The sequence below is a fragment of the Staphylococcus sp. SM3655 genome (assembly GCF_016917315.1).
Classification (GTDB): Bacteria; Bacillota; Bacilli; order Staphylococcales; family Staphylococcaceae; genus Staphylococcus; species Staphylococcus aureus.
The window spans coordinates 60345-84056 of record NZ_CP070305.1 but is presented as its reverse complement, the minus strand read 5'-3'; the positions used below and the strand labels follow the sequence as shown (position 1 = coordinate 84056).

The following is a 23712-nucleotide window of genomic DNA, read 5'->3' as shown; positions in this document are numbered from 1 at the left end:
TGACAATTTAGTTTGAAAAACACACTTTGTGTTGACGTTGTGTTTTATGGGATATAGTATAGTAAGGAATGTAAATGAAGGAGTGAATGCTATGACTGAACAAGATAATGCACATCATTCTGAACAAATAAAAACGAATCTTAAATCACGTTTAAATCGAATTGAAGGACAAGTGAGAGCGATTAATCGCATGATTGAAGAAGATGTCTATTGTGATGATGTCCTTACGCAAATAAGAGCGACACGTTCGGCGTTAAACAGTGTTGCGATAAAGTTATTAGAACAACATATGAAAAGTTGTATTATGAATAAAGTTAATCAAGGTGCTCAGGAAGAGGCAATGGAAGAGTTATTAGTGACTTTTCAAAAATTGATTAAAGACTAAAGGAGTTTAAGATGATACATCAAAATACGATTTACACAGCGGGAATTGAAACAGAAGAACAAGTAAGTCAATTGACAGAACGCATTTCAAATATGATAGGTGTTCATCAAGTGAATATTAATATAATAGATGGTCAAGTAACTGTATCGTATGAGACACCAGCAAATTTGAATAGTATTGAAAAAGAAATCTATGATGAAGGATACAAAATTGTATTTTAGGGTATAATGTAGAGTGCGCTATAGATTTTAATTTTGAAAATAAATTAAAAATTTTGTAAATGATGTAGTAAAGGTATGTCGAATAGGGTAAGATAATATTGAAAGCGATCCAAACGAGGTGATAATAATGAAACGTCCTGAAAAGATTCAAAATGTAGTCAAACTATTGTCATCATTAGGTGTGAATATTAAAAAAACTAAATCTCGTTTAGACATTATTAATACTTTGCCAGCATCTAATAAAGTAAGTCACGAATTAAAATAATTGACTGTGATTGTGAATCACACACCGTTAAAGCTATCGTCGGACTATTCGATGATAGCTTTTTTGACTGGATTTACTAAAATGAAAGCAAGTACTATATAACAAAATCCCTCTTTAGAGTGTACATTTTACAATGTGTACTTCAAAGAGGGATTGTTATTATCGAGTAATACCTATATATGACATTTTAAATCGACGACGTAAATAGACTATATAACGTCATCTTGAAAAGTTATGATATTTGAAACTCAAAATAGTTTAAATTAATTACTTTTTGGATGGTATAAATCGACATATCGTTTTGGTTCATGATAATAAATTGATAAGACTATACCTATTCCAGTCATCATACTCCATAGTGCACTACCACCATAACTAATAAATGGTAATGGAATACCAGTGATTGGTAACAACTGAATTGTCATACCAATATTTTGTAAAATATGGAACACAAGTAAAGTGACGAAACCAACGATAAAGATTTTGTTAAATTGATCTTCAATTTTCGCAGCTAATCTTATTAGATGGAAGATTAAAAATAAAAATATTAAGATCAATATGACAGAACCGATAAAGCCAAGTTCCTCCCCAATCACTGAAAAGATAAAGTCAGTATGATTTTCAGGTATATAAACTTCACCGTGATTGTATCCTTTACCTAGTAACTGTCCAGAACCGATAGCTTTAAGTGATTCAGTTAAATGATAGCCATCACCACTACTATATGTATAGGGGTCAAGCCATGAATTGATTCGTCCCATTTGATACAGTTGGACACCTAATAAATTTTCAATTAATGCGGGTGCATATAGAATACCTAAAATGACTGTCATTGCACCAACAATACCTGTAATAAAGATAGGTGCTAAGATACGCCATGTTATACCACTTACTAACATCACACCTGCAATAATAGCAGCTAATACTAATGTAGTTCCTAGGTCATTTTGCAGTAATATTAAAATACTTGGTACTAACGAGACACCAAGTATTTTGAAAAATAATAACAAATCACTTTGGAATGATTTATTGAATGTGAATTGATTATGTCTAGAAACGACACGCGCTAATGCTAAAATTAAAATAATTTTCATGAATTCAGATGGCTGAATACTGATAGGGCCAAACGTGTACCAACTTTTGGCACCATTGATAATAGGTGTAATAGGTGACTCAGGAATAACGAGCAAGCCTATTAATAAAAGACAGATTAAGAAATACAATAAATATGTATAATGTTTAATCTTTTTAGGTGAAATAAACATGATGATACCTGCAAAAATTGCACCTAAAATGTAATAAAAAATTTGTCTGATACCGAAATTAGCACTGTATTGACCACCGCCCATTGCCGAGTTAATAAGCAGAACACTGAAAATTGCTAAAACAGCTATAGTGGCTACTAATACCCAGTCTACTTTGCGAAGCCAATGCTTATCCGGCTGTTGACGAGATGAATAATTCATTGCAAACTCCTTTTATACTCACTAATGTTTATATCAATTTTACATGACTTTTTAAAAATTAGCTAGAATATCACAGTGATATCAGCTATAGATTTCAATTTGAATTAGGAATAAAATAGAGGGGAATATTGTTCTGATTATAAATGAATCAACATAGATACAGACACATAACGCCTCGTTTTTAAAATGCAAAATAGCATTAAAATGTGATACTATTAAGATTCAAAGATGCGAATAAATCAATTAACAATAGGACTAAATCAATATTAATTTATATTAAGGTAGCAAACCCTGATATATCATTGGAGGAAAACGAAATGACAAAAGAAAATATTTGTATCGTTTTTGGAGGGAAAAGTGCAGAACACGAAGTATCGATTCTGACAGCACAAAATGTATTAAATGCAATAGATAAAGACAAATATCATGTTGATATCATTTATATTACCAATGATGGTGATTGGAGAAAGCAAAATAATATTACAGCTGAAATTAAATCTACTGATGAGCTTCATTTAGAAAATGGAGAGGCGCTTGAGATTTCACAGCTATTGAAAGAAAGTAGTTCAGGACAACCATACGATGCAGTATTCCCATTATTACATGGTCCTAATGGTGAAGATGGCACGATTCAAGGACTTTTTGAAGTTTTGGATGTACCATATGTAGGAAATGGTGTATTGTCAGCTGCAAGTTCTATGGACAAACTTGTAATGAAACAATTATTTGAACATCGAGGGTTACCACAGTTACCTTATATTAGTTTCTTACGTTCTGAATATGAAAAATATGAACATAACATTTTAAAATTAGTAAATGATAAATTAAATTACCCAGTCTTTGTTAAACCTGCTAACTTAGGGTCAAGTGTAGGTATCAGTAAATGTAATAATGAAGCGGAACTTAAAGAAGGTATTAAAGAAGCATTCCAATTTGACCGTAAGCTTGTTATAGAACAAGGCGTTAACGCACGTGAAATTGAAGTAGCAGTTTTAGGAAATGACTATCCTGAAGCGACATGGCCAGGTGAAGTCGTAAAAGATGTCGCGTTTTACGATTACAAATCAAAATATAAAGATGGTAAGGTTCAATTACAAATTCCAGCTGACTTAGACGAAGATGTTCAATTAACGCTTAGAAATATGGCATTAGAGGCATTCAAAGCGACAGATTGTTCTGGTTTAGTCCGTGCTGATTTCTTTGTAACAGAAGACAACCAAATATATATTAATGAAACAAATGCAATGCCTGGATTTACGGCTTTCAGTATGTATCCAAAGTTATGGGAAAATATGGGCTTATCTTATCCAGAATTGATTACAAAACTTATCGAGCTTGCTAAAGAACGTCACCAGGATAAACAGAAAAATAAATACAAAATTGACTAACTGAGGTTGTTATTATGATTAATGTTACATTAAAGCAAATTCAATCATGGATTCCATGTGAAATTGAAGATCAATTTTTAAATCAAGAGATAAATGGAGTCACAATTGATTCACGAGCAATTTCTAAAAATATGTTATTTATACCATTTAAAGGTGAAAATGTTGACGGTCATCGCTTTGTCTCTAAAGCATTACAAGATGGTGCTGGAGCTGCTTTTTATCAAAGAGGGACACCTATAGATGAAAATGTAAGCGGGCCTATTATATGGGTTGAAGACACATTAACGGCATTACAACAATTGGCACAAGCTTACTTGAGACATGTAAATCCTAAAGTAATTGCCGTCACAGGGTCTAATGGTAAAACAACGACTAAAGATATGATTGAAAGTGTATTGCATACCGAATTTAAAGTTAAGAAAACGCAAGGTAATTACAATAATGAAATTGGTTTACCTTTAACTATTTTGGAATTAGATAATGATACTGAAATATCAATATTGGAGATGGGGATGTCAGGTTTCCATGAAATTGAATTTCTGTCAAACCTCACTCAACCAGATATTGCAGTTATAACTAATATTGGTGAGTCACATATGCAAGATTTAGGTTCGCGCGAGGGGATTGCTAAAGCTAAATCTGAAATTACAATAGGTCTAAAAGATAATGGTACGTTTATATATGATGGCGATGAACCATTATTGAAACCGCATGTTAAAGAAGTTGAAAATGCAAAATGTATTAGTATCGGTGTTGCTACTGATAATGCATTAGTTTGTTCTGTTGATGATAGAGATACTACAGGTATTTCATTTACGATTAATAATAAAGAACATTATGATCTACCAATATTAGGAAAGCATAATATGAAAAATGCGACGATTGCCATTGCGGTTGGTCATGAATTAGGTTTGACATATAACACAATCTATCAAAATTTAAAAAATGTCAGCTTAACTGGTATGCGTATGGAGCAACATACATTAGAAAATGATATTACTGTGATAAATGATGCCTATAATGCAAGTCCTACAAGTATGAGAGCAGCTATTGATACACTGGGTACTTTGACAGGGCGTCGCATTCTAATTTTAGGAGATGTTTTAGAATTAGGTGAAAATAGCAAAGAAATGCATATCGGTGTAGGTAATTATTTAGAAGAAAAGCATATAGATGTGTTGTATACGTTTGGTAATGAAGCGAAGTATATTTATGATTCGGGCCAGCAACATGTCGAAAAAGCACAACACTTTAATTCTAAAGACGATATGATAGAAGTTTTAACAAGCGATTTAAAAGCGCATGACCGTGTATTAGTTAAAGGATCACGTGGTATGAAGTTAGAAGAAGTTGTAAATGCTTTAATTTCATAGAGATTAGTCGAGGGACCTTTTACTTATAAAAATGATTTGAATTAATACTAAAAGATTACAAAGAAGAGGTGGTTTTGTGTGTAAATACAAAATTGCCTTTTTCTTTTTATGTTAAATCTATAAATTTGAAACTAAATCAAGGTTAATTCTATGTACACACTTTATATAGGAAGTAGTTTGAATGTTTATATAATGTTTTACAAAAAGATGTTGTATTATAATGTCTAATTTTACATGTGTTTCAGTAAAATTTGTTGTGGAATGTTAACGATATACGTATTTTATAAAAAATTTTTTATAATGATTATTCGAATGATGCGTAACGCTTACATCTTATCTAATGCTAGCTTTTTGGCAAAAATATGACAATCAATTAATGTGATTCTAATAAATATTCGCAAATTGCTTTATTGCGATTAAATTTTTTTGGTGGTACTATATAGAAGTTGATGAAATATTAATGAACTTATATGCAAAAGTATATTGAGAAATAAACAGGTAAAAAGGAGAATTATTTTGCAAAATTTTAAAGAACTAGGGATTTCGGATAATACGGTTCAGTCACTTGAATCAATGGGATTTAAAGAGCCGACACCTATCCAAAAAGACAGTATCCCTTATGCGTTACAAGGAATTGATATCCTTGGGCAAGCTCAAACCGGTACAGGTAAAACAGGAGCATTCGGTATTCCTTTAATTGAGAAAGTAGTAGGGAAACAAGGGGTTCAATCGTTGATTTTAGCACCTACAAGAGAATTGGCAATGCAGGTAGCTGAACAATTAAGAGAATTTAGCCGTGGACAAGGTGTCCAAGTTGTTACTGTATTCGGTGGTATGCCTATCGAACGCCAAATTAAAGCCTTGAAAAAAGGCCCACAAATCGTAGTCGGAACACCTGGGCGTGTTATCGACCATTTAAATCGTCGCACATTAAAAACGGACGGAATTCATACTTTGATTTTAGATGAAGCTGATGAAATGATGAATATGGGATTCATCGATGATATGAGATTTATTATGGATAAAATTCCAGCAGTACAACGTCAAACAATGTTGTTCTCAGCTACAATGCCTAAAGCAATCCAAGCTTTAGTACAACAATTTATGAAATCACCAAAAATCATTAAGACAATGAATAATGAAATGTCTGATCCACAAATCGAAGAATTCTATACAATTGTTAAAGAATTAGAGAAATTTGATACATTTACAAATTTCCTAGATGTTCATCAACCTGAATTAGCAATCGTATTCGGACGTACAAAACGTCGTGTTGATGAATTAACAAGTGCTTTGATTTCTAAAGGATATAAAGCTGAAGGCTTACATGGTGATATTACACAAGCGAAACGTTTAGAAGTATTAAAGAAATTTAAAAATGACCAAATTAATATTTTAGTCGCTACTGATGTAGCAGCAAGAGGACTAGATATTTCTGGTGTGAGTCATGTTTATAACTTTGATATACCTCAAGATACTGAAAGCTATACACACCGTATTGGTCGTACGGGTCGTGCTGGTAAAGAAGGTATCGCGGTAACATTTGTAAATCCAATTGAAATGGATTACATTAGACAAATTGAAGATGCTAATGGTAGAAAAATGAGCGCACTTCGTCCACCTCATCGTAAAGAAGTACTTCAAGCACGTGAAGATGACATCAAAGAAAAAGTTGAAAACTGGATGTCTAAAGAGTCAGAATCACGCTTGAAACGCATTTCTACAGAGTTGTTAAATGAATATAACGATGTTGATTTAGTTGCTGCACTTTTACAAGAGTTAGTAGAAGCGAACGATGAAGTTGAAGTTCAATTAACTTTTGAAAAACCATTATCTCGCAAAGGCCGTAACGGTAAACCAAGCGGTTCTCGTAACAGAAATAGTAAGCGTGGTAATCCTAAATTTGACAGTAAGAGTAAACGTTCAAAAGGATACTCAAGTAAGAAGAAAAGTACAAAAAAATTCGACCGTAAAGAGAAGAGCAGCGGTGGAAGCAGACCTATGAAAGGTCGCACATTTGCTGACCATCAAAAATAATTTATAGATTAAGAGCTTAAAGATGTAATGTCTTGAGCTCTTTTTTGTTTTCAATAATTCTCTGTAGATATCAAAGTACTAACGTTTTAAAGGTTAAATATTTAATTGGATTGAGATCTGTATGCGGTTATATCATTCTGTGTAAATATGGTTCTCCACCAAATGTGGTGAGTATATAGTTTAAAGAACTATTTTTAAATTAAGAATAATCGAACATAAATAAACTTTATGAAATTTCAGTATCATGTTCTTGTAAAAAAATAATAGGGCTTTTTGCTGACGCTAGTACGCGATAAATAATAAGTTGAATATAAAAAAGATCACTGCCAATCATTCGTTTAATAGCAGCGATCTTTTTTATTTAATTATTTCTCTTTCCACTGCAACATTTGATAACCAATGCGTGGATGTGTTTTAATAATATCTTTTGCGTCCTCATGACATTGTGAAAGTTTTTGTCTTAATGATGTCATATGCACTCTTAAACTAGGCATTTCAGTCTTATTAACATAGCCATATATTCGTTTTAATATCATCTCATAAGTGAGTACTTTTCCTTTATGATTTGACAATAGTTCTAACAAGCTAAATTCATTTGGAGTCAAATATACCTCCTGATTATTAATAACAACAGATTTGGAGCCAAAGTCGATGCTTAGCAAACCGTTAGTAAATACAATGTTAGTTTCTTGATGTGACTTAGCGATTCTCTCGATGACTCGTATTCGTGCCCGAAGCTCATCAACATTAAAAGGTTTAGTCATATAGTCATTCGCACCGTTATCTAAAGCTTGAATAATTGTTTGTTCTTCTTGTCTTGCACTTATTACAATGATAGGAATGTCAGTATGTTGCCTGATTTCTGAAATCAAACATAATCCATCTTTATCTGGTAAACCTAAATCTAATAAAATGACATCTGGTTTATCAATTTGAATTTTAAAGTGTGCTTGTGTGGCATTGTCGGCTGTAGTTACATTGTAATAATCTAAAGTTAATGCAACATCAAGTAAATGTGTGATTGCGTGATCATCTTCAATTATCAATATTTTAGATTGCATTATACGTCTCCTTCATTAAAGTCTGTATATATATTGAAATAGAATATACTGCCGTGTGGTTGGTTCGGTTTATATTGTAAGTTTGATTGATGTTTGTGTAGGATAGTCTGTACTAAATATAAGCCTAGTCCCATGCTTTCTTTTTGGTTATCTTTAAAATATTTATTTGATCCTGTGTAAAAAGGCTCGAATATCTTTTGTTGTTCTTCTAAACTAATTCCAGGTCCTTCGTCTATAACGGCAAATTCGATTTGTTCATCGCTAGCATAACGAATAGATAAATTGATTTTGGTGTCAGTAGAAGTGTGTTTAACTGCATTTTCAATCAAATTGAATAAAGCTTGTAAAATCAACTTACTGTCAATGTGTATAAACTGTAAATCTACTGAGGATGATACAGTTATACGCTTTTTTAAATGGCGACGTTCTAAAATCATATCGATTTCTTCTACTAATTCACTAACGAGATAAGGTTGCAATTTTATCTGAACATTGGATGACTGTAATTTTGTTAATGATAAAATATTTGTCACTAATAGATATAAATACTGACTTTCTTGAAAACTATGCACAAGTAATTGTTCCTTTTCTATGATAGACATATCTTTACTATGTGATACTAAAATATCTAAATTTCCCATAATTGTTGTTAACGGTGTACGTATGTCATGCGAAATTGATCTTAAAAAATTTGAATGTGTCAGTTGACGTTCAGCCTGTAACATGGATTCTCTCGTTTGTTTAAGTAACGTCACATTTTCAACGGCGAGAGAAAGTTCATTTAACATTGATTCTAATATTGATGCATCATATGGATTAATCACTTGAGAACTTTGGTAATCAATGGCTAGAATGCCTTTAATCGGAGATGTGCCAATTGGTATCAACCATTTATTAATGCCTGGAAATGTATCTGTTGTTGCACCAGCTTGTCTTTCATTTTTAATTACCCAGCTTAATGCTTGTTCATGCTGTTGAGTCGTATTATCGATATGGTTTTGCAATGGTATTGTTTTAATTACTTTCGATTGATTGATAACGTATATAGTAATTGATTGTTGCAATAATTGATTAATTTGGTATCCAGCATTTATTAGTAAGTTTTCAACTGTATAGGTTTGTTTAATCGAATCATTAAATTGAAATAATAAATCTGTACGATAAAGTTGCTTTTTAGTAATGGAGTATTGGAATTTAATTTGTTTTAATAAAGCACTCGTTAAAATACTTGTTAAAATGCTAACGATAAATGTAATAGGATAGTCAAAGCGATATACTTCAAATGTATATCTAGGTTCCGTAAAAAAATAATTAAAAACAAATACGTTAATAATTGCTGCTAAAAAGCCAATGATGTAGGACCGCGTCCAAATGGATAATAAAATGATGCCGATGAGAAAAATCATTAAAATAATCGTACTAGACTCATGCTTATCAAGTTGATAAATCCACAGTCCCATCATTACACAAATTATTTGAATCAAAATCATTTTTAACATATCTATGGCGAAACGTTTGCCTTTAGGACGATAGGGTGATTTATTCATTTTCAATTCAACAGGTATTTGTTTGATTGGAACGATTTCGATTTTATAGCTATGTTCAAAGGACATTAAATGGTCAATTAAAGGTGTATTGAAAAAGTCTCGCCACTTATTTCTAATATGTTGTCCGATAATTAATTTGGTTACATCTTGATTTTTACACCATTCGTCTAGTCCTAATGCAACGGTTTGGCTATAAACTACTTTTACTTTTGCTCCTAATGATTTTGCAAGCATGAGATGTTGATGCACTTGCTTTTGACTATCTTTATATTGCCTGTTTTTTTCGAATACATCTATATAAATAGCAGTGAATTTCGCATGTTCTTTTTGAGCAATATGGAATGCCTCTTTAATTACTGCTTCATTATAAATGCTCCCACTAATTGCCACAGCAATATGAGGTTTGAGTGACGTTTTATGATTGTGTCGGACTTTTTCTTTATCACTCATCAAGTCGGCAACTGTTCTTAACGTCAATGTACGCAGTTCGCTTAGGTGGGCATACGTAAAGAAATTACTAAATGCTACATCTAGCCTATCCTTTTTATATACCTTGCCAGCTTTTAAGCGTTTAATTAATTGTTCAGGTGAGATATCTACGACTTCTAATACATCGGCGCTCATTATGAAATAGTCGGGTACACGTTCTTTAACATGTACACCGGTCATCAGTTCAATTTGACTACTTAAACTTTCAATATGTTGAATGTTCAAAGTAGTATGAACATCGATACCATGATTTAAAATTTCTTCAATATCCATATATCGTTTTTCATGACGATCTCTAGAAATGTTCGTATGTGCTAACTCATCGATAAGTACTATTGTCGGCGATTCTTCGATTATGCGGTCGACATCTAAATATTGAAAATGATGACTACCATGTTTAGTAAAATTGGTTGCGATTTTAGGTAATTGTTCAGCTAATACATTTGTTTCATCACGTTGATGGGGTTCAATATATCCTATTTTAATATCAACGTTACTTTGAAATAGTTCAATGGCATTTGAAAGCATCTCAAATGTTTTACCAACACCTGGACTGTAACCGATGTAAATTGTTAAAGATCCACGCTTTTTTCCTATGTTTAGCGATTCAGTGTTTGACATAACCTTCACCTCGATAGCAATATCATAATATTCTTCACAATTAAATGCTATAAAATTTATTTTTGCATACACATCTTAATGATTTCTTAATAACTAAGTTTGAAAATTAATATTTCTCTCATAAACAAGTTGTTACGATGTTGTTGTGTTGTAAGGAGGTTATGGCAATGCTCATCGTTTTATTACTGGTAGTTATTGCATTAGTTTTGTATTTATTTTATGCCTTAATTCGTAGTGAAAAATTTTAGCAATATATTAAGTGAGGGTTATCATGGAAATAATTTTGTTTCTAACAATGATGGTTATGATTACGTATGTTTTTAGTGGATATCTATATCGCGTAGCATTGGTGCAATCGTCAAGAGTAGATTTAATATTTACTAGATTTGAAAATATGTGTTTTAAAATTATCGGCACAGATTTAGAACACATGTCAGCTAAAACATATGTCAAACATTTTCTGGCATTTAATGGATTTATGGGGTTTATAACATTTGTATTGCTAATAGTTCAGCAATGGCTTTTTTTAAATCCAAATCATAATTTAAACCAATCGATAGATTTAGCGTTTAATACAGCAATATCTTTTTTAACAAATAGTAATTTACAACACTATAACGGTGAATCAGGTGTGACATATTTAACGCAAATGATTGTGATGACATATTTAATGTTTACATCTAGTGCATCAGGTTACGCCGTTTCTATAGCGATGTTGAGACGTTTAACTGGATTGACTAATATCATTGGTAATTTTTATCAAGATATTGTTCGGTTTATTGTCCGAGTGCTTTTACCATTATCATGTTTAATTAGTATTTTATTGATGACTCAAGGTGTACCACAAACGTTGCATGCTAATTTAATGATTCGGACTTTAAGCGGACATATTCAACATATTGCATTTGGACCTATTGCATCACTTGAATCAATAAAACACCTTGGTACAAATGGTGGAGGATTTTTAGCAGGAAATTCTGCAACACCTTTTGAAAATCCAAATATTTGGAGTAATTTTATAGAAATGGGCAGTATGATGTTACTTCCTATGTCAATGTTGTTCTTATTTGGTCGCATGTTAAGTAGACATGGTAAACGAGTACATCGTCATGCGCTGATATTATTTGTTGCAATGTTTTTCATTTTTATAGCAATTCTTACATTAAATATGTGGAGTGAGTATCGTGGTAATCCAATACTAGCGAATTTAGGCATTTATGGACCGAATATGGAAGGTAAAGAGGTACGGTTTGGAGCAGGTTTGTCAGCACTATTTACAGTTATTACGACGGCATTTACAACGGGTTCTGTTAATAACATGCATGATAGCTTAACGCCTATAGGTGGATTAGGACCAATGGTATTAATGATGCTAAATGTTGTATTTGGTGGCGAAGGCGTAGGACTCATGAATTTATTGATATTTGTCTTACTGACGGTGTTTATATGCAGTTTGATGGTTGGTAAAACACCAGAATATTTAAATATGCCAATTGGCGCCCGTGAAATGAAATGTATTGTCTTAGTCTTTCTCATACACCCAATTTTAATTTTAGTATTTTCAGCACTTGCTTTTATGATTCCTGGAGCAAGTGAAAGTATAACGAATCCGTCTTTTCATGGTATTTCACAAGTTATGTATGAAATGACATCAGCTGCTGCGAACAATGGATCAGGGTTTGAAGGACTGAAAGATGATACAACATTCTGGAATATCTCTACAGGAATCATTATGTTGCTTTCTCGTTATATACCAATTATTTTGCAATTAATGATTGCATCAAGTTTAGTGAATAAAAAATCATACCACCAAGATAAATATACAATAGCGATTGATAAACCTTATTTTGGCGTATCACTAATCGTATTTATCGTTTTACTAAGTGGTTTGACATTTATTCCAGTACTATTACTTGGTCCTATTGGTGAATTTTTAACTTTAAAATAAAGTAAAGGGATGGAAAAAATGCATCATGTAAATAAATATTTCAATCAAACAATGGTGATAGAAGCTTTGAAAATGAGTTTTTATAAGCTGAATCCTAAACAATTAATAAAAAATCCGATAATGTTTGTCGTTGAGGTTGGAATGATTTTAACGTTGATATTAATATGTTTTCCTGACATATTTGGAACTAGTTATCTATCGCGAGGTTATTTGATTACAATTTTTATCATATTATTAATAACTATATTGTTTGCTAATTTTTCAGAAGCCTTTGCTGAAGGTCGTGGAAAAGCGCAAGCTGATAGTTTAAGACAAGCACAATCAAATTTAACTGCTCGATTGATAGAAGAAAATGGTGCGTATCGGATAGTGAACGCCACAGAGTTAAAAGCCGGACAAAATATTCGGGTAGAAAATGGAGAAACAATCCCTGCTGATGGCGTTGTAATAAATGGATTAGCAACCGTTGATGAATCTGCAATTACTGGTGAGTCTGCACCTGTGATAAAAGAATCAGGTGGCGATTTTGATGGAGTCATTGGCGGTACACTTGTAACATCTGATTGGTTAGAAATACGTGTTGAGAGTGAAGCGGGTACATCTTTTTTAGATAAAATGATTGCCTTAGTTGAAGGGGCGGAAAGAAATAAAACACCAAATGAAATTGCACTTTTTACATTATTAACAACGTTAACAATTATATTTTTAGTCGTTATTGTAACGTTATATCCAATAGCATCTTACCTGCATTTAATTTTACCTATTGCGATGCTCATTGCGTTAACAGTATGTTTAATACCAACGACAATCGGTGGTTTGTTATCGGCGATTGGTATTGCAGGCATGGATCGTGTTACTCAATTCAATGTATTAGCGAAAAGTGGGCGTGCTGTAGAAGTATGTGGAGATGTCGATGTAATGATTTTAGACAAGACAGGCACAATCACTTATGGCAATCGAATCGCTAGTGAATTTTTACCAGTGAATCAACAAATGCTGGAAAAATTGATAGTCGCTGCTTATATGTCATCAATCTACGATGATACGCCAGAAGGAAAAAGTATTGTACGATTAGCGAAGCAGATGTATATAAATGAGCTGCCTAAAGACATTGATGGCACATATAAGCCTTTTACAGCTGAAACTAGAATGAGCGGAATCATTACAAATGAAATATCGGTATTCAAAGGTGCACCTAATAGTATGATAAATCTTGTCAAACAACAACAAGGCAATATTCCTCTTAACATTGAGTCTCTCTGTATGGATGTATCGAGTAAAGGTGGCACACCATTAATAGTCATTGAAAACAATGTCATGCTTGGCGTGATTTATTTAAAAGATGTGATTAAAGATGGTCTTGTAGAACGATTTACTGAATTGAGAAAAATGGGGATTGAAACAGTTATGTGTACAGGTGATAATGCTTTAACAGCAGCTACAATTGCAAAAGAAGCCGGGGTTGATAGATTTGTTGCAGAGTGTAAACCCGAAGATAAAATTAAAGTCATCAAAGATGAACAAGCGAAAGGCCATATTGTTGCGATGACAGGAGATGGTACAAATGATGCACCTGCGCTAGCACAAGCGAATATAGGATTAGCAATGAACTCAGGGACAATTAGTGCTAAAGAGGCAGCTAATCTAATTGATTTAGATTCGAATCCTACAAAGTTAATAGAGGTTGTAAAAATAGGCAAACAATTATTAATGACGAGAGGTGCATTAACGACATTTAGTTTGGCTAATGACGTAGCAAAATACTTTGCAATTTTACCTGCACTAATGATGTCAACAATTCCAGAAATGACTTCACTAAATATTATGCATTTATCGTCACCTAAATCTGCAATTATATCAGCTTTGATATTCAATGCATTAATCATTGTTGCCTTAATTCCAATTGCCATGAAAGGTGTAAAAGTAAAGGGTTACAGCATTGATAGAATCTTTATAAATAATATGTTGATTTATGGATTAGGTGGATTAATCGTCCCGTTTTTAGGCATTAAATTAATAGATATGATTGTACAATTTTTTGTGTAAAGAGGAAGGAGCCTGTACCATGAATACGATAAGAAATAGTATTTGTTTAACGATAATAACTATGGTATTATGTGGATTTTTATTCCCGTTAGCTATCACGTTAATTGGTCAAATATTTTTTTATCAACAAGCAAATGGCAGTTTAATTACGTATGACAATCGTATAGTTGGATCAAAATTGATTGGACAGCACTGGACAGAGACACGATATTTTCACGGGAGACCGAGTGCAGTTGATTATAATATGAATCCTGAAAAATTATATAAAAACGGCGTATCATCAGGTGGAAGTAATGAATCGAATGGAAACACCGAATTAATAGCACGCATGAAACATCATGTTAAATTTGGGAATTCAAATGTAACAATAGATGCTGCAACAAGTTCTGGGTCGGGCTTAGATCCGCATATTACGGTTGAAAATGCATTGAAGCAAGCACCTCGTATTGCTGATGCTCGTCATATATCTACTTCAAGAGTGGCCGACTTGATTCAACATCGTAAGCAGCGTGGTGTGTTAACAAATGATTATGTGAATGTGCTTGAACTAAATATTGCTCTTGATAAGATGAAAGATTGAATATAGATGAAAGGCATCATGTTGATAAAATTATAACATGGTGTCTTTTTAACAATTCAAGCACTTTCTGCTTAACTAAATTTTTAGATGTACCTTTAGGAAGAATAAATTAGCATGAAATATTCCATATGCTATAATTATCAACATATAAAAATAAAATGAAATAGATTATAAATCCGTATAATTTTTTATTTGGGGAGAGGGGTATATGTCAGATTATACTAAGTTGTCTAAGAGTCCTAAGTCAGCATTGTTGTATTACTACATTACGAATGGCTTAGAATTTATATTGAGTGTAGCTGTGTATGTCATTTTTTATTTTATATGGTTAAGATTTGAATGGCCACATTACTTACTTTATATTTTGTTGGTTTTAGGTGCTCTGAGTACATTAAAATTATTTATTAAGCCTTTATGGCAATATCATTGTCGCTTTTATAAAGTTGATCAACTAAGTGTACAATATCGTACATCATTTTATATATATAAAGAAGAAACGAGTCGAATTGAACGTTTACAATACTTGTCGATTAAATCTAATCCAATTAGTAAAGTGCTTAATTTGTATAAAGTTGGATTTATGACTGCAGGTCATACTATTTATTTACCGATGATGTCTCATGACGATGTTAAAATAATCGAAGCGAGAACTATGTCGAATTTGAGAGGGGTTGAAAGTGATGTCTGAACCTCAAAAATTACATCCGATTTCATATTTTAATGGCATAATCAATGCTATCAAACAAAACATAGTCGTCTTTTTTATTTTCATTATCTTTCAATTGAAAGATTTTGATTATGCGAATCCCGAATCATATTTATGGATAGGTATTGTATTTGTATTCTTTTTAATATCATACATTTCTCAAATTGTCGGAATTATGAACACGCGATATTGGATTGAGGATAATTATTTCATTTTAACAACAGGTATTTTTAATAAAAAGCGTAAAGAATTAAATATAAAACGTATTCAGTCCGTTGATATGACACAAGGGGTCGTCAATCAAATTATTGGTGGTGTGGATTTACAAATCAAAACACCAAGTGATGGTATTGTCTTAAGTGTTATTTCGAAAAAACAAGGTGAATATCTTGAACGCTATATTGATCAATTGCAAACAGAGTTGAAGACAGAAGTGGCGCAAAAGTCTAGTGCTGAGAAGAATGACAACTGTAATCATGACATTGAAGGTAATGTGGAAGACATCGCAGAAGGTCGCTTAGATGAAGTGCAGAACACTGATAGTATGCTTAATCAGAAAAATAAACGCATTCCTATATATCAGATGAATTTTAAAGAATCACTATTTATGGCAATGACCAGTGGCGCCATTGGTGTAACGTTAGCAGCTTTAGTACCGATTTACGGGGCTGTAAGAGAGTTGATCCCATGGTCGAAGCTAAATCATGAAATTAGTCAATGGGTTCAAATTGTAAGTATTTCAGTATTAATCATCATTTTACTAGTATTAATAGTGGCATATATTATTGGAACGATTATAACGATGATAAGATTTTATGGCTTTTCGGTGATGCTTGAAAATGAGCAACTTAAAATTGAATATGGTCTCTTTAACAAGAAGAAAGTAACTGTACCAACGAAACGATTGCAAGCTGTTGTTGAACGTCAGTCATATATACGAAGATTATTTGGCTACACAGCAATACATTTTATCATCACAAGTGATTTTGAAAATAAAAAAATCGAAGATGATGACAATGATTCAGGTAGTGTGCCGATATTGCCGTTTATTAAACGAGACAAAGCATATTAAATTATCCAGAATTTAGTACCAGATTTATCTTATCAACAAGTTAATGAAGGTATGCCTTTGTCAGGTTTCCACAGACACTTTTTAATACCTAGTATTATTGTCATAGCTATGGCAGGTATTGGCTGTTATTTTTGGAATCAATTATTATTGTTATTTACGATTATAACAATAGTCATTATTGGTTTATTTGTGATCAAAGGATATCTTTATGTCAAACATGCGGGTTTTAAAATGACAGAAGAACAAATTACTATCCAGAATTTCGAGCTATTGAAACGAAATATTTATTATTTTAAAGCGCATCACATTATAGGATTTGACACTTGGCAACATACATTACTTAAACGCAACAATTTAAATAATTTTAGCTTTATTGTTGCTAAAGGTGTGGGAGCCCAATCGATTAACCTAAAATACGCAAGAAGTGAAGATGCAAATAAATTGAAATCATGGTATTTAAGAGGTGAAAATGATGAGGGATTATAATTTTATGTCACCACACGCTAAAAAAGTGATGAGGTTAAGTGCTGTGCTGTTTTGGATACCCATAGCGCTTGTACTTTTAATCGCATTTAATATTTTGAACTGGCTATTTTGGGAGATATTAGATAACAATATATCCATTGTTAGTAGTGTGATTATAATATTACTTGTTGCTGTTTTCACGCTTGTCATAGCGCCAGTATATCGATATAAGCACTGCAGATATGCATTTGAAAAACACCATTTGCGTGTACGAAACGGCATTTTATTTTTGGATGAAAAAGTAATACCATATTTTCGTATTCAAAATATTGATATCGATGTTGGTCCTATAATGAGACGCTATCGATTAGCAACTTTGACCCTTTATACAGCGGGTGGTCAAGCTGAAATTGAATTAATAGATAGAAGTGAAGCACGTAGATTGAAACGATGGTTAAATAACGAGAGACATTTAGAAAACAATAAAAATGAGGAATAATCAATGATACATGGAATTGGTGTAGATTTAATCGAAATCGATCGAATAAAAGTGTTATATAGTAAGCAGCCAAAATTGGTTGAGCGGATTTTAACTAAAAATGAACAGCACAAATTCAACAATTTCACACATGAGCAACGTAAAATTGAATTTTTAGCTGGCAGGTTTGCTACAAAAGAAGCGTTCAGTAAAGCATTAGGCACAGGCTTAGGAAAACATGTAGCTTTTAACGATATAGACTGTTACAACGACGAACTTGGCAAACCAAAGATTGATTACGAAGGGTTCATCGTACATGTTAGTATCTCACACACTGAGCATTATGCGATGAGCCAAGTTGTTTTAGAAAAGTCAGCATTTTAAATTTGTTATACAATGATAATTAAGATCTAGTTTTAAAACGTGTGGGAATTACAGGAGGAAGTAATATGTCGGATAAATATTATAGATCTGCGTATATGAATGTAGATTTAAACGCTGTTGCATCAAATTTCAAAGTATTCAGTACATTGCATCCAAATAAAACAGTGATGGCTGTCGTTAAAGCCAATGCCTATGGACTAGGTAGTGTTAAAGTAGCACGTCATTTAATGGAAAATGGCGCCACATTTTTTGCTGTAGCAACGTTAGATGAAGCGATAGAACTTAGAATGCATGGGATTACTGCTAAAATTTTAGTCTTAGGTGTGTTACCAGCTAAAGATATTGATAAAGCGATACAACACAGAGTTGCCTTAACGGTTCCGTCTAAACAGTGGTTGAAAGAAGCAATTAAAAACATTTCTGGTGAGCAAGAGAAAAAGTTATGGTTGCACATTAAATTAGATACAGGAATGGGACGTTTAGGTATTAAAGATACTAATACGTATCAAGAAGTGATTGAAATCATTCAACAATATGAGCAACTTGTATTTGAAGGCGTGTTTACACACTTTGCCTGTGCTGACGAACCAGGAGATATGACAACTGAACAATATCAACGTTTTAAAGATATGGTCAATGAAGCAATTAAACCTGAATATATACATTGTCAGAACTCAGCAGGCTCTCTATTAATGGATTGCCAATTCTGTAATGCAATAAGACCAGGAATTTCCCTTTATGGATATTATCCATCAGAGTATGTACAGCAAAAAGTTAAAGTACACCTTAAACCAAGTGTGCAATTAATTGCTAATGTAGTTCAAACAAAGACGCTACAAGCGGGTGAGTCTGTAAGTTATGGTGCAACTTATACAGCTACTGACCCAACTACAATAGCTTTGTTACCTATTGGATATGCAGATGGCTATTTACGCATAATGCAAGGTAGCTTTGTAAATGTAAATGGTCATCAATGCGAAGTTATTGGTCGCGTATGTATGGATCAGACAATTGTTAAAGTGCCAGATCAAGTTAAAGCTGGAGATTCGGTGATTTTAATAGATAATCATAGAGAAAGTCCACAGTCGGTAGAGGTGGTAGCTGAAAAGCAACATACTATTAATTATGAAGTGCTTTGTAACTTGTCGAGACGTTTGCCGCGAATCTATCATGATGGTGATCAACGTTTTGTAACAAATGAATTGTTAAAATAATATGGTCAGTGCATATAAAATTTGTTATCATTAGAGTAATTAAAGGTCATTTAATAACTTTTGGAATCAATTGGAGGTTCTCATATGTTATCTTTTAGTCAAAATAGAAGTCATAGCTTAGAACAATCTTTAAAAGAAGGATATTCACAAATGGCTGATTTAAATCTCTCCCTAGCGAACGAAGCTTTTCCGATAGAGTGTGAAGCATGCGATTGCAACGAAACATATTTATCTTCTAATTCAACGAATGAATGATTAGACGAGGAGATGTTTATTTAGCAGATTTATCACCAGTACAGGGATCTGAACAAGGGGGAGTCAGACCTGTAGTCATAATTCAAAATGATACTGGTAATAAATATAGTCCTACAGTTATTGTTGCGGCAATAACTGGTAGGATTAATAAAGCGAAAATACCGACACATGTAGAGATTGAAAAGAAAAAGTATAAGTTGGATAAAGACTCAGTTATATTATTAGAACAAATTCGTACACTTGATAAAAAACGATTGAAAGAAAAACTGACGTACTTATCCGATGATAAAATGAAAGAAGTAGATAATGCACTAATGATTAGTTTAGGGCTGAATGCAGTAGCTCACCAGAAAAATTAGGCGTCTATTATATGTATTTTTCAGAGATAAATAAAATATTGATATAAAAGACAATAACTTTATAATAATTATAACTATTTCTAAATTCTGTACGAAGAATTTTCTTATAAACAAAGATTTTAGCAAATACCAGTTATGATATTCATATTTTTTATTATAAAAGGATGTCTTAAGTTTTTTAGGCTTTAGGTATTCCATCCTAAAGTTTTTTTTAGCTTAAAAGTATCATCTACAGCAAAATTGCAAACGACAAAATTGATAAGTGCAATTAAATAAATGTTAGTAAGTGAATCATAATTATCCTTGCTTAAGCATTTGCTTTGTAAGGGAAGTGAGGAGGCAACTAATCGTGGAAGAATTTAAGCAACATTATAAGGGTTTAATTGATGAAAGTTTAACGTGCCAAGATAAAGTAGAATTGATAAAAAAGTGTGAGAAATACACTGACGAAGTGATTCGTAAGGACGTCTTGCCTGAAGACATTGTCGATATTCACAAAAACTATATATTGACGTTAAACTTAACGCGTGAAGATGTGTTCAAGACATTAGATGTCTTACAAGAAATCGTTAAAGGCTTTGGTTATAGTTATCGAGATTATCAAAGATTGGTAGATAAACTTCAAGTTCACGATAAAGAGATAGACTTAGCTTCTAGCTTACAACAAACAATGCTTAAAACAGATATTCCACAATTTGATAGTATTCAAATTGGCGTTATTTCAGTGGCGGCACAAAAAGTAAGTGGAGATTATTTTAATTTAATTGACCATAACGATGGCACAATGAGCTTTGCTGTTGCAGATGTCATTGGAAAAGGTATACCAGCTGCTTTAGCAATGAGTATGATAAAGTTTGGCATGGATTCTTATGGACACTCACAATTACCGAGTGATGGTTTAAAACGTTTAAATCGTGTTGTTGAAAAGAATATTAATCAAAATATGTTCGTCACAATGTTTTATGGTTTATATGAAGAAATGAACCATTTATTGTATTGTAGTTCAGCTGGTCATGAGCCTGGATATATTTATCGCGCTGAAAAAGAAGAATTCGAAGAAATTTCAGTTAGAGGTAGAGTGTTAGGAATCAGTTCACAAACACGATATCAACAACAAGAAATTCCAATATACCTTGATGATTTAATTATCATTTTAACGGATGGTGTGACTGAAGCTAGAAATAGTGAAGGTACCTTTATAGATAAACAAAAACTTTTAGAATATATTAAAAAACATAAACATATGCACCCACAAGATATTGTTCAAATTATCTATGAAGCAATTTTAAAGCTTCAAAACCCAAATAAAAAAGATGATATGACTATTTTGATTATAAAAAGAGTAAATTAATTTAAAAAAGAAGATTAGAAATTATTTCGATGGGTATATAATAATTTGAAATATAAATATGGTGGATACAGCGCTTAAAATGAAGATAAATATTTTTAATAAGTAGGAGTGTAATGAAATGAATCTTAATATAGAAACAACCACTCAAGATAAATTTTACGAAGTTAAAGTCGGTGGAGAATTAGATGTTTATACTGTGCCTGAATTAGAAGAGGTTTTAACACCTATGAGACAAGATGGAACTCGTGATATTTATGTTAATTTAGAAAATGTGAGTTATATGGATTCGACAGGTTTAGGTTTATTCGTAGGTACATTAAAAGCATTAAACCAAAATGATAAAGAGCTATACATTTTAGGTGTGTCAGATCGTATCGGTAGACTATTTGAAATTACTGGTCTTAAGGATTTAATGCATGTTAATGAAGGAACGGAGGTCGAATAACATGCAATCTAAAGAAGATTTTATCGAAATGCGCGTGCCAGCATCGGCAGAGTATGTAAGTTTAATTCGTTTAACACTTTCTGGCGTTTTTTCGAGAGCTGGTGCTACATATGATGATATTGAAGATGCCAAGATTGCAGTTAGTGAAGCTGTGACAAATGCAGTTAAACATGCATACAAAGAAAATAACAATGTAGGCATTATTAACATATATTTTGAAATTTTAGAAGATAAAATTAAAATTGTTATTTCTGATAAAGGTGACAGTTTTGATTATGAAACAACTAAATCAAAAATAGGTCCTTACGATAAAGACGAAAATATAGACTTTTTACGTGAAGGTGGCCTAGGTTTATTTTTAATCGAATCTTTAATGGATGAAGTCACAGTATATAAAGAATCTGGTGTGACAATCAGTATGACTAAGTATATAAAAAAAGAGCAGGTGCGAAATAATGGCGAAAGAGTCGAAATCAGCTAATGAAATTTCACCTGAGCAAATTAACCAATGGATTAAAGAACACCAAGAAAATAAGAATACAGATGCACAGGATAAGTTAGTTAAACATTACCAAAAACTAATTGAGTCATTGGCATATAAATATTCTAAAGGACAATCACATCACGAAGATTTAGTTCAAGTTGGTATGGTTGGTTTAATAGGTGCCATAAATAGATTCGATATGTCCTTTGAACGGAAGTTTGAAGCCTTTTTAGTACCTACTGTAATCGGTGAAATCAAAAGATATCTACGAGATAAAACTTGGAGTGTACATGTTCCGAGACGTATTAAAGAAATTGGGCCAAGAATCAAAAAAGTGAGCGATGAACTAACCGCTGAATTAGAGCGTTCACCTTCTATCAGTGAAATAGCTGATCGATTAGAAGTCTCAGAAGAAGAAGTGTTAGAAGCAATGGAAATGGGACAAAGTTATAATGCGTTAAGTGTTGATCATTCCATTGAAGCTGATAAAGATGGTTCAACTGTTACGCTATTAGATATTATGGGACAAAAAGATGACCATTATGACTTAACTGAAAAACGTATGATTTTAGAAAAAATATTACCTATATTATCTGATCGCGAACGAGAAATCATACAATGTACGTTTATTGAAGGTTTGAGTCAAAAAGAGACAGGTGAGCGTATCGGTTTAAGTCAAATGCATGTATCACGACTTCAAAGAACGGCAATTAAGAAATTACAAGAAGCAGCACATAAATAGAATTTGCTTATTAATGATACGTTTTATAATGAAAAATCCATATAATTATCCCTTGATTATTAAATTGAAATCGAGGGGTATTTTTAATTTAATTAAGATTTTCGAATTAATACATTATTAACGTAGTTTAATGTGTATCCACATAAATGTCGCGATATAGTATTAATAATTTAAGTGAAGAAGATATCTAATTGTCGTTTTAAATAGGTGGATTGCTATTAGAATAAAAAAAGTAGTCTTAGATTATGAAATTTAGAAATGATGGTGTGTCATTTTCAATAATCTTAGTGCGTTTTAAAATATAGTATGACCTAATCATTCGTTTTAAAT

Annotated in this window: 23 protein-coding genes and 1 pseudogene; 21 read left to right on the top strand and 3 right to left on the bottom strand. The window is 32.4% G+C overall.

Features of this window, described 5'->3' with window-relative positions; translation table 11 throughout:
- The first annotated feature begins 91 nt into the window (after positions 1–91).
- The 3 genes from csoR to JQN76_RS00440 all read left to right on the top strand — a co-directional run bounded on the left by csoR (position 92) and on the right by JQN76_RS00440 (position 871).
- Positions 92–385, top strand: a complete 294-nt coding sequence (csoR, locus tag JQN76_RS00450; RefSeq protein ID WP_000138932.1) for a copper-sensing transcriptional repressor CsoR — start codon at positions 92–94, stop codon at positions 383–385.
- 11 nt (positions 386–396) lie between these two features.
- Positions 397–606, top strand: a complete 210-nt coding sequence (csoZ, locus tag JQN76_RS00445; RefSeq protein WP_000581792.1) for a putative copper chaperone CsoZ — start codon at positions 397–399, stop codon at positions 604–606.
- Positions 607–733: 127 nt separating this feature from the next.
- The gene (locus tag JQN76_RS00440) at positions 734–871 is read left to right on the top strand and encodes an Lmo0850 family protein (protein WP_000828354.1); all 138 of its coding nucleotides are present in this window, start codon (positions 734–736) and stop codon (positions 869–871) included.
- 263 nt (positions 872–1134) lie between these two features.
- On the opposite strand, the gene JQN76_RS00435 is transcribed toward JQN76_RS00440, so the two are convergent.
- Complete coding sequence (locus tag JQN76_RS00435) at positions 1135–2337, bottom strand: FtsW/RodA/SpoVE family cell cycle protein (RefSeq protein WP_001836940.1); 1203 nt, start codon at positions 2335–2337, stop codon at positions 1135–1137.
- 317 nt (positions 2338–2654) lie between these two features.
- On the opposite strand from JQN76_RS00435, the gene JQN76_RS00430 reads away from it, so the two are divergent.
- The 3 genes from JQN76_RS00430 to cshA all read left to right on the top strand — a co-directional run bounded on the left by JQN76_RS00430 (position 2655) and on the right by cshA (position 7135).
- On the top strand, positions 2655–3725 hold the full coding sequence (locus tag JQN76_RS00430; RefSeq protein ID WP_000159631.1) for a D-alanine--D-alanine ligase: 1071 nt from the start codon (positions 2655–2657) through the stop codon (positions 3723–3725).
- A 14-nt stretch (positions 3726–3739) separates the two neighbouring features.
- Positions 3740–5098 (top strand): UDP-N-acetylmuramoyl-tripeptide--D-alanyl-D-alanine ligase, encoded by a 1359-nt coding sequence (locus JQN76_RS00425; RefSeq protein ID WP_000611471.1) that lies wholly within the window; start codon positions 3740–3742, stop codon positions 5096–5098.
- 516 nt (positions 5099–5614) lie between these two features.
- Complete coding sequence (gene cshA / locus JQN76_RS00420) at positions 5615–7135, top strand: degradosome RNA helicase CshA (protein WP_001178942.1); 1521 nt, start codon at positions 5615–5617, stop codon at positions 7133–7135.
- Positions 7136–7500: 365 nt separating this feature from the next.
- On the opposite strand, the gene JQN76_RS00415 is transcribed toward cshA, so the two are convergent.
- Positions 7501–8196, bottom strand: coding sequence for a response regulator transcription factor (locus JQN76_RS00415; RefSeq protein WP_001190842.1), 696 nt, complete (start codon positions 8194–8196; stop codon positions 7501–7503).
- Positions 8196–10853, bottom strand: coding sequence for a sensor histidine kinase (locus tag JQN76_RS00410; protein WP_000072288.1), 2658 nt, complete (start codon positions 10851–10853; stop codon positions 8196–8198). The genes JQN76_RS00415 and JQN76_RS00410 overlap by 1 nt, the downstream gene beginning before the upstream one ends.
- Before the next feature lie 137 nt (positions 10854–10990).
- Here JQN76_RS00410 and kdpF point away from each other — a divergent pair, with 137 nt between their 5' ends.
- The 15 genes and pseudogenes from kdpF to sigB all read left to right on the top strand — a co-directional run bounded on the left by kdpF (position 10991) and on the right by sigB (position 23382).
- Positions 10991–11101 carry a K(+)-transporting ATPase subunit F gene (gene kdpF, locus JQN76_RS00405; protein ID WP_001789641.1) on the top strand — a complete coding sequence of 37 codons (111 nt, stop codon included), beginning with the start codon at positions 10991–10993 and terminating at the stop codon, positions 11099–11101.
- Between the two features lie 23 nt (positions 11102–11124).
- Complete coding sequence (gene kdpA, locus JQN76_RS00400) at positions 11125–12801, top strand: potassium-transporting ATPase subunit KdpA (protein ID WP_000402660.1); 1677 nt, start codon at positions 11125–11127, stop codon at positions 12799–12801.
- Between the two features lie 18 nt (positions 12802–12819).
- Positions 12820–14847 (top strand): potassium-transporting ATPase subunit KdpB, encoded by a 2028-nt coding sequence (kdpB, locus tag JQN76_RS00395; protein WP_000546597.1) that lies wholly within the window; start codon positions 12820–12822, stop codon positions 14845–14847.
- Positions 14848–14866: 19 nt separating this feature from the next.
- A complete protein-coding gene (locus JQN76_RS00390) occupies positions 14867–15427 on the top strand; it encodes a K(+)-transporting ATPase subunit C (protein WP_001092409.1) in 561 nt (186 codons plus the stop codon).
- A gap of 208 nt (positions 15428–15635) precedes the next feature.
- Complete coding sequence (locus JQN76_RS00385; protein ID WP_001836941.1) at positions 15636–16115, top strand: PH domain-containing protein; 480 nt, start codon at positions 15636–15638, stop codon at positions 16113–16115.
- Positions 16108–17691: pseudogene (locus JQN76_RS00380) on the top strand (PH domain-containing protein). The gene JQN76_RS00385 and the pseudogene JQN76_RS00380 overlap by 8 nt, the downstream one beginning before the upstream one ends.
- Complete coding sequence (locus tag JQN76_RS00375) at positions 17678–18169, top strand: PH domain-containing protein (RefSeq protein WP_001205912.1); 492 nt, start codon at positions 17678–17680, stop codon at positions 18167–18169. The pseudogene JQN76_RS00380 and the gene JQN76_RS00375 overlap by 14 nt, the downstream one beginning before the upstream one ends.
- 3 nt (positions 18170–18172) lie before the next feature.
- Complete coding sequence (gene acpS / locus JQN76_RS00370) at positions 18173–18532, top strand: holo-ACP synthase (RefSeq protein ID WP_000581197.1); 360 nt, start codon at positions 18173–18175, stop codon at positions 18530–18532.
- Positions 18533–18597: 65 nt separating this feature from the next.
- A complete protein-coding gene (gene alr, locus JQN76_RS00365; protein WP_001281154.1) occupies positions 18598–19746 on the top strand; it encodes an alanine racemase in 1149 nt (382 codons plus the stop codon).
- An 84-nt stretch (positions 19747–19830) separates the two neighbouring features.
- On the top strand, positions 19831–20001 hold the full coding sequence (mazE, locus tag JQN76_RS00360; RefSeq protein WP_000948331.1) for a type II toxin-antitoxin system antitoxin MazE: 171 nt from the start codon (positions 19831–19833) through the stop codon (positions 19999–20001).
- Positions 19998–20360: a type II toxin-antitoxin system PemK/MazF family toxin gene (locus JQN76_RS00355; protein ID WP_000621175.1), complete on the top strand. Its 363-nt coding sequence runs from the start codon at positions 19998–20000 to the stop codon at positions 20358–20360. The genes mazE and JQN76_RS00355 overlap by 4 nt, the downstream gene beginning before the upstream one ends.
- A 349-nt stretch (positions 20361–20709) precedes the next feature.
- Positions 20710–21711: a SpoIIE family protein phosphatase gene (locus tag JQN76_RS00350; RefSeq protein WP_000390829.1), complete on the top strand. Its 1002-nt coding sequence runs from the start codon at positions 20710–20712 to the stop codon at positions 21709–21711.
- 118 nt (positions 21712–21829) lie between these two features.
- Positions 21830–22156 carry an anti-sigma factor antagonist gene (locus JQN76_RS00345; protein ID WP_001052491.1) on the top strand — a complete coding sequence of 109 codons (327 nt, stop codon included), beginning with the start codon at positions 21830–21832 and terminating at the stop codon, positions 22154–22156.
- A gap of 1 nt (position 22157) precedes the next feature.
- A complete protein-coding gene (rsbW, locus tag JQN76_RS00340; protein WP_001190829.1) occupies positions 22158–22637 on the top strand; it encodes an anti-sigma B factor RsbW in 480 nt (159 codons plus the stop codon).
- Positions 22612–23382, top strand: a complete 771-nt coding sequence (sigB, locus tag JQN76_RS00335) for an RNA polymerase sigma factor SigB (RefSeq protein WP_205397779.1) — start codon at positions 22612–22614, stop codon at positions 23380–23382. Before rsbW ends, sigB begins: the two co-directional genes overlap by 26 nt.
- Positions 23383–23712 lie beyond the last annotated feature (330 nt).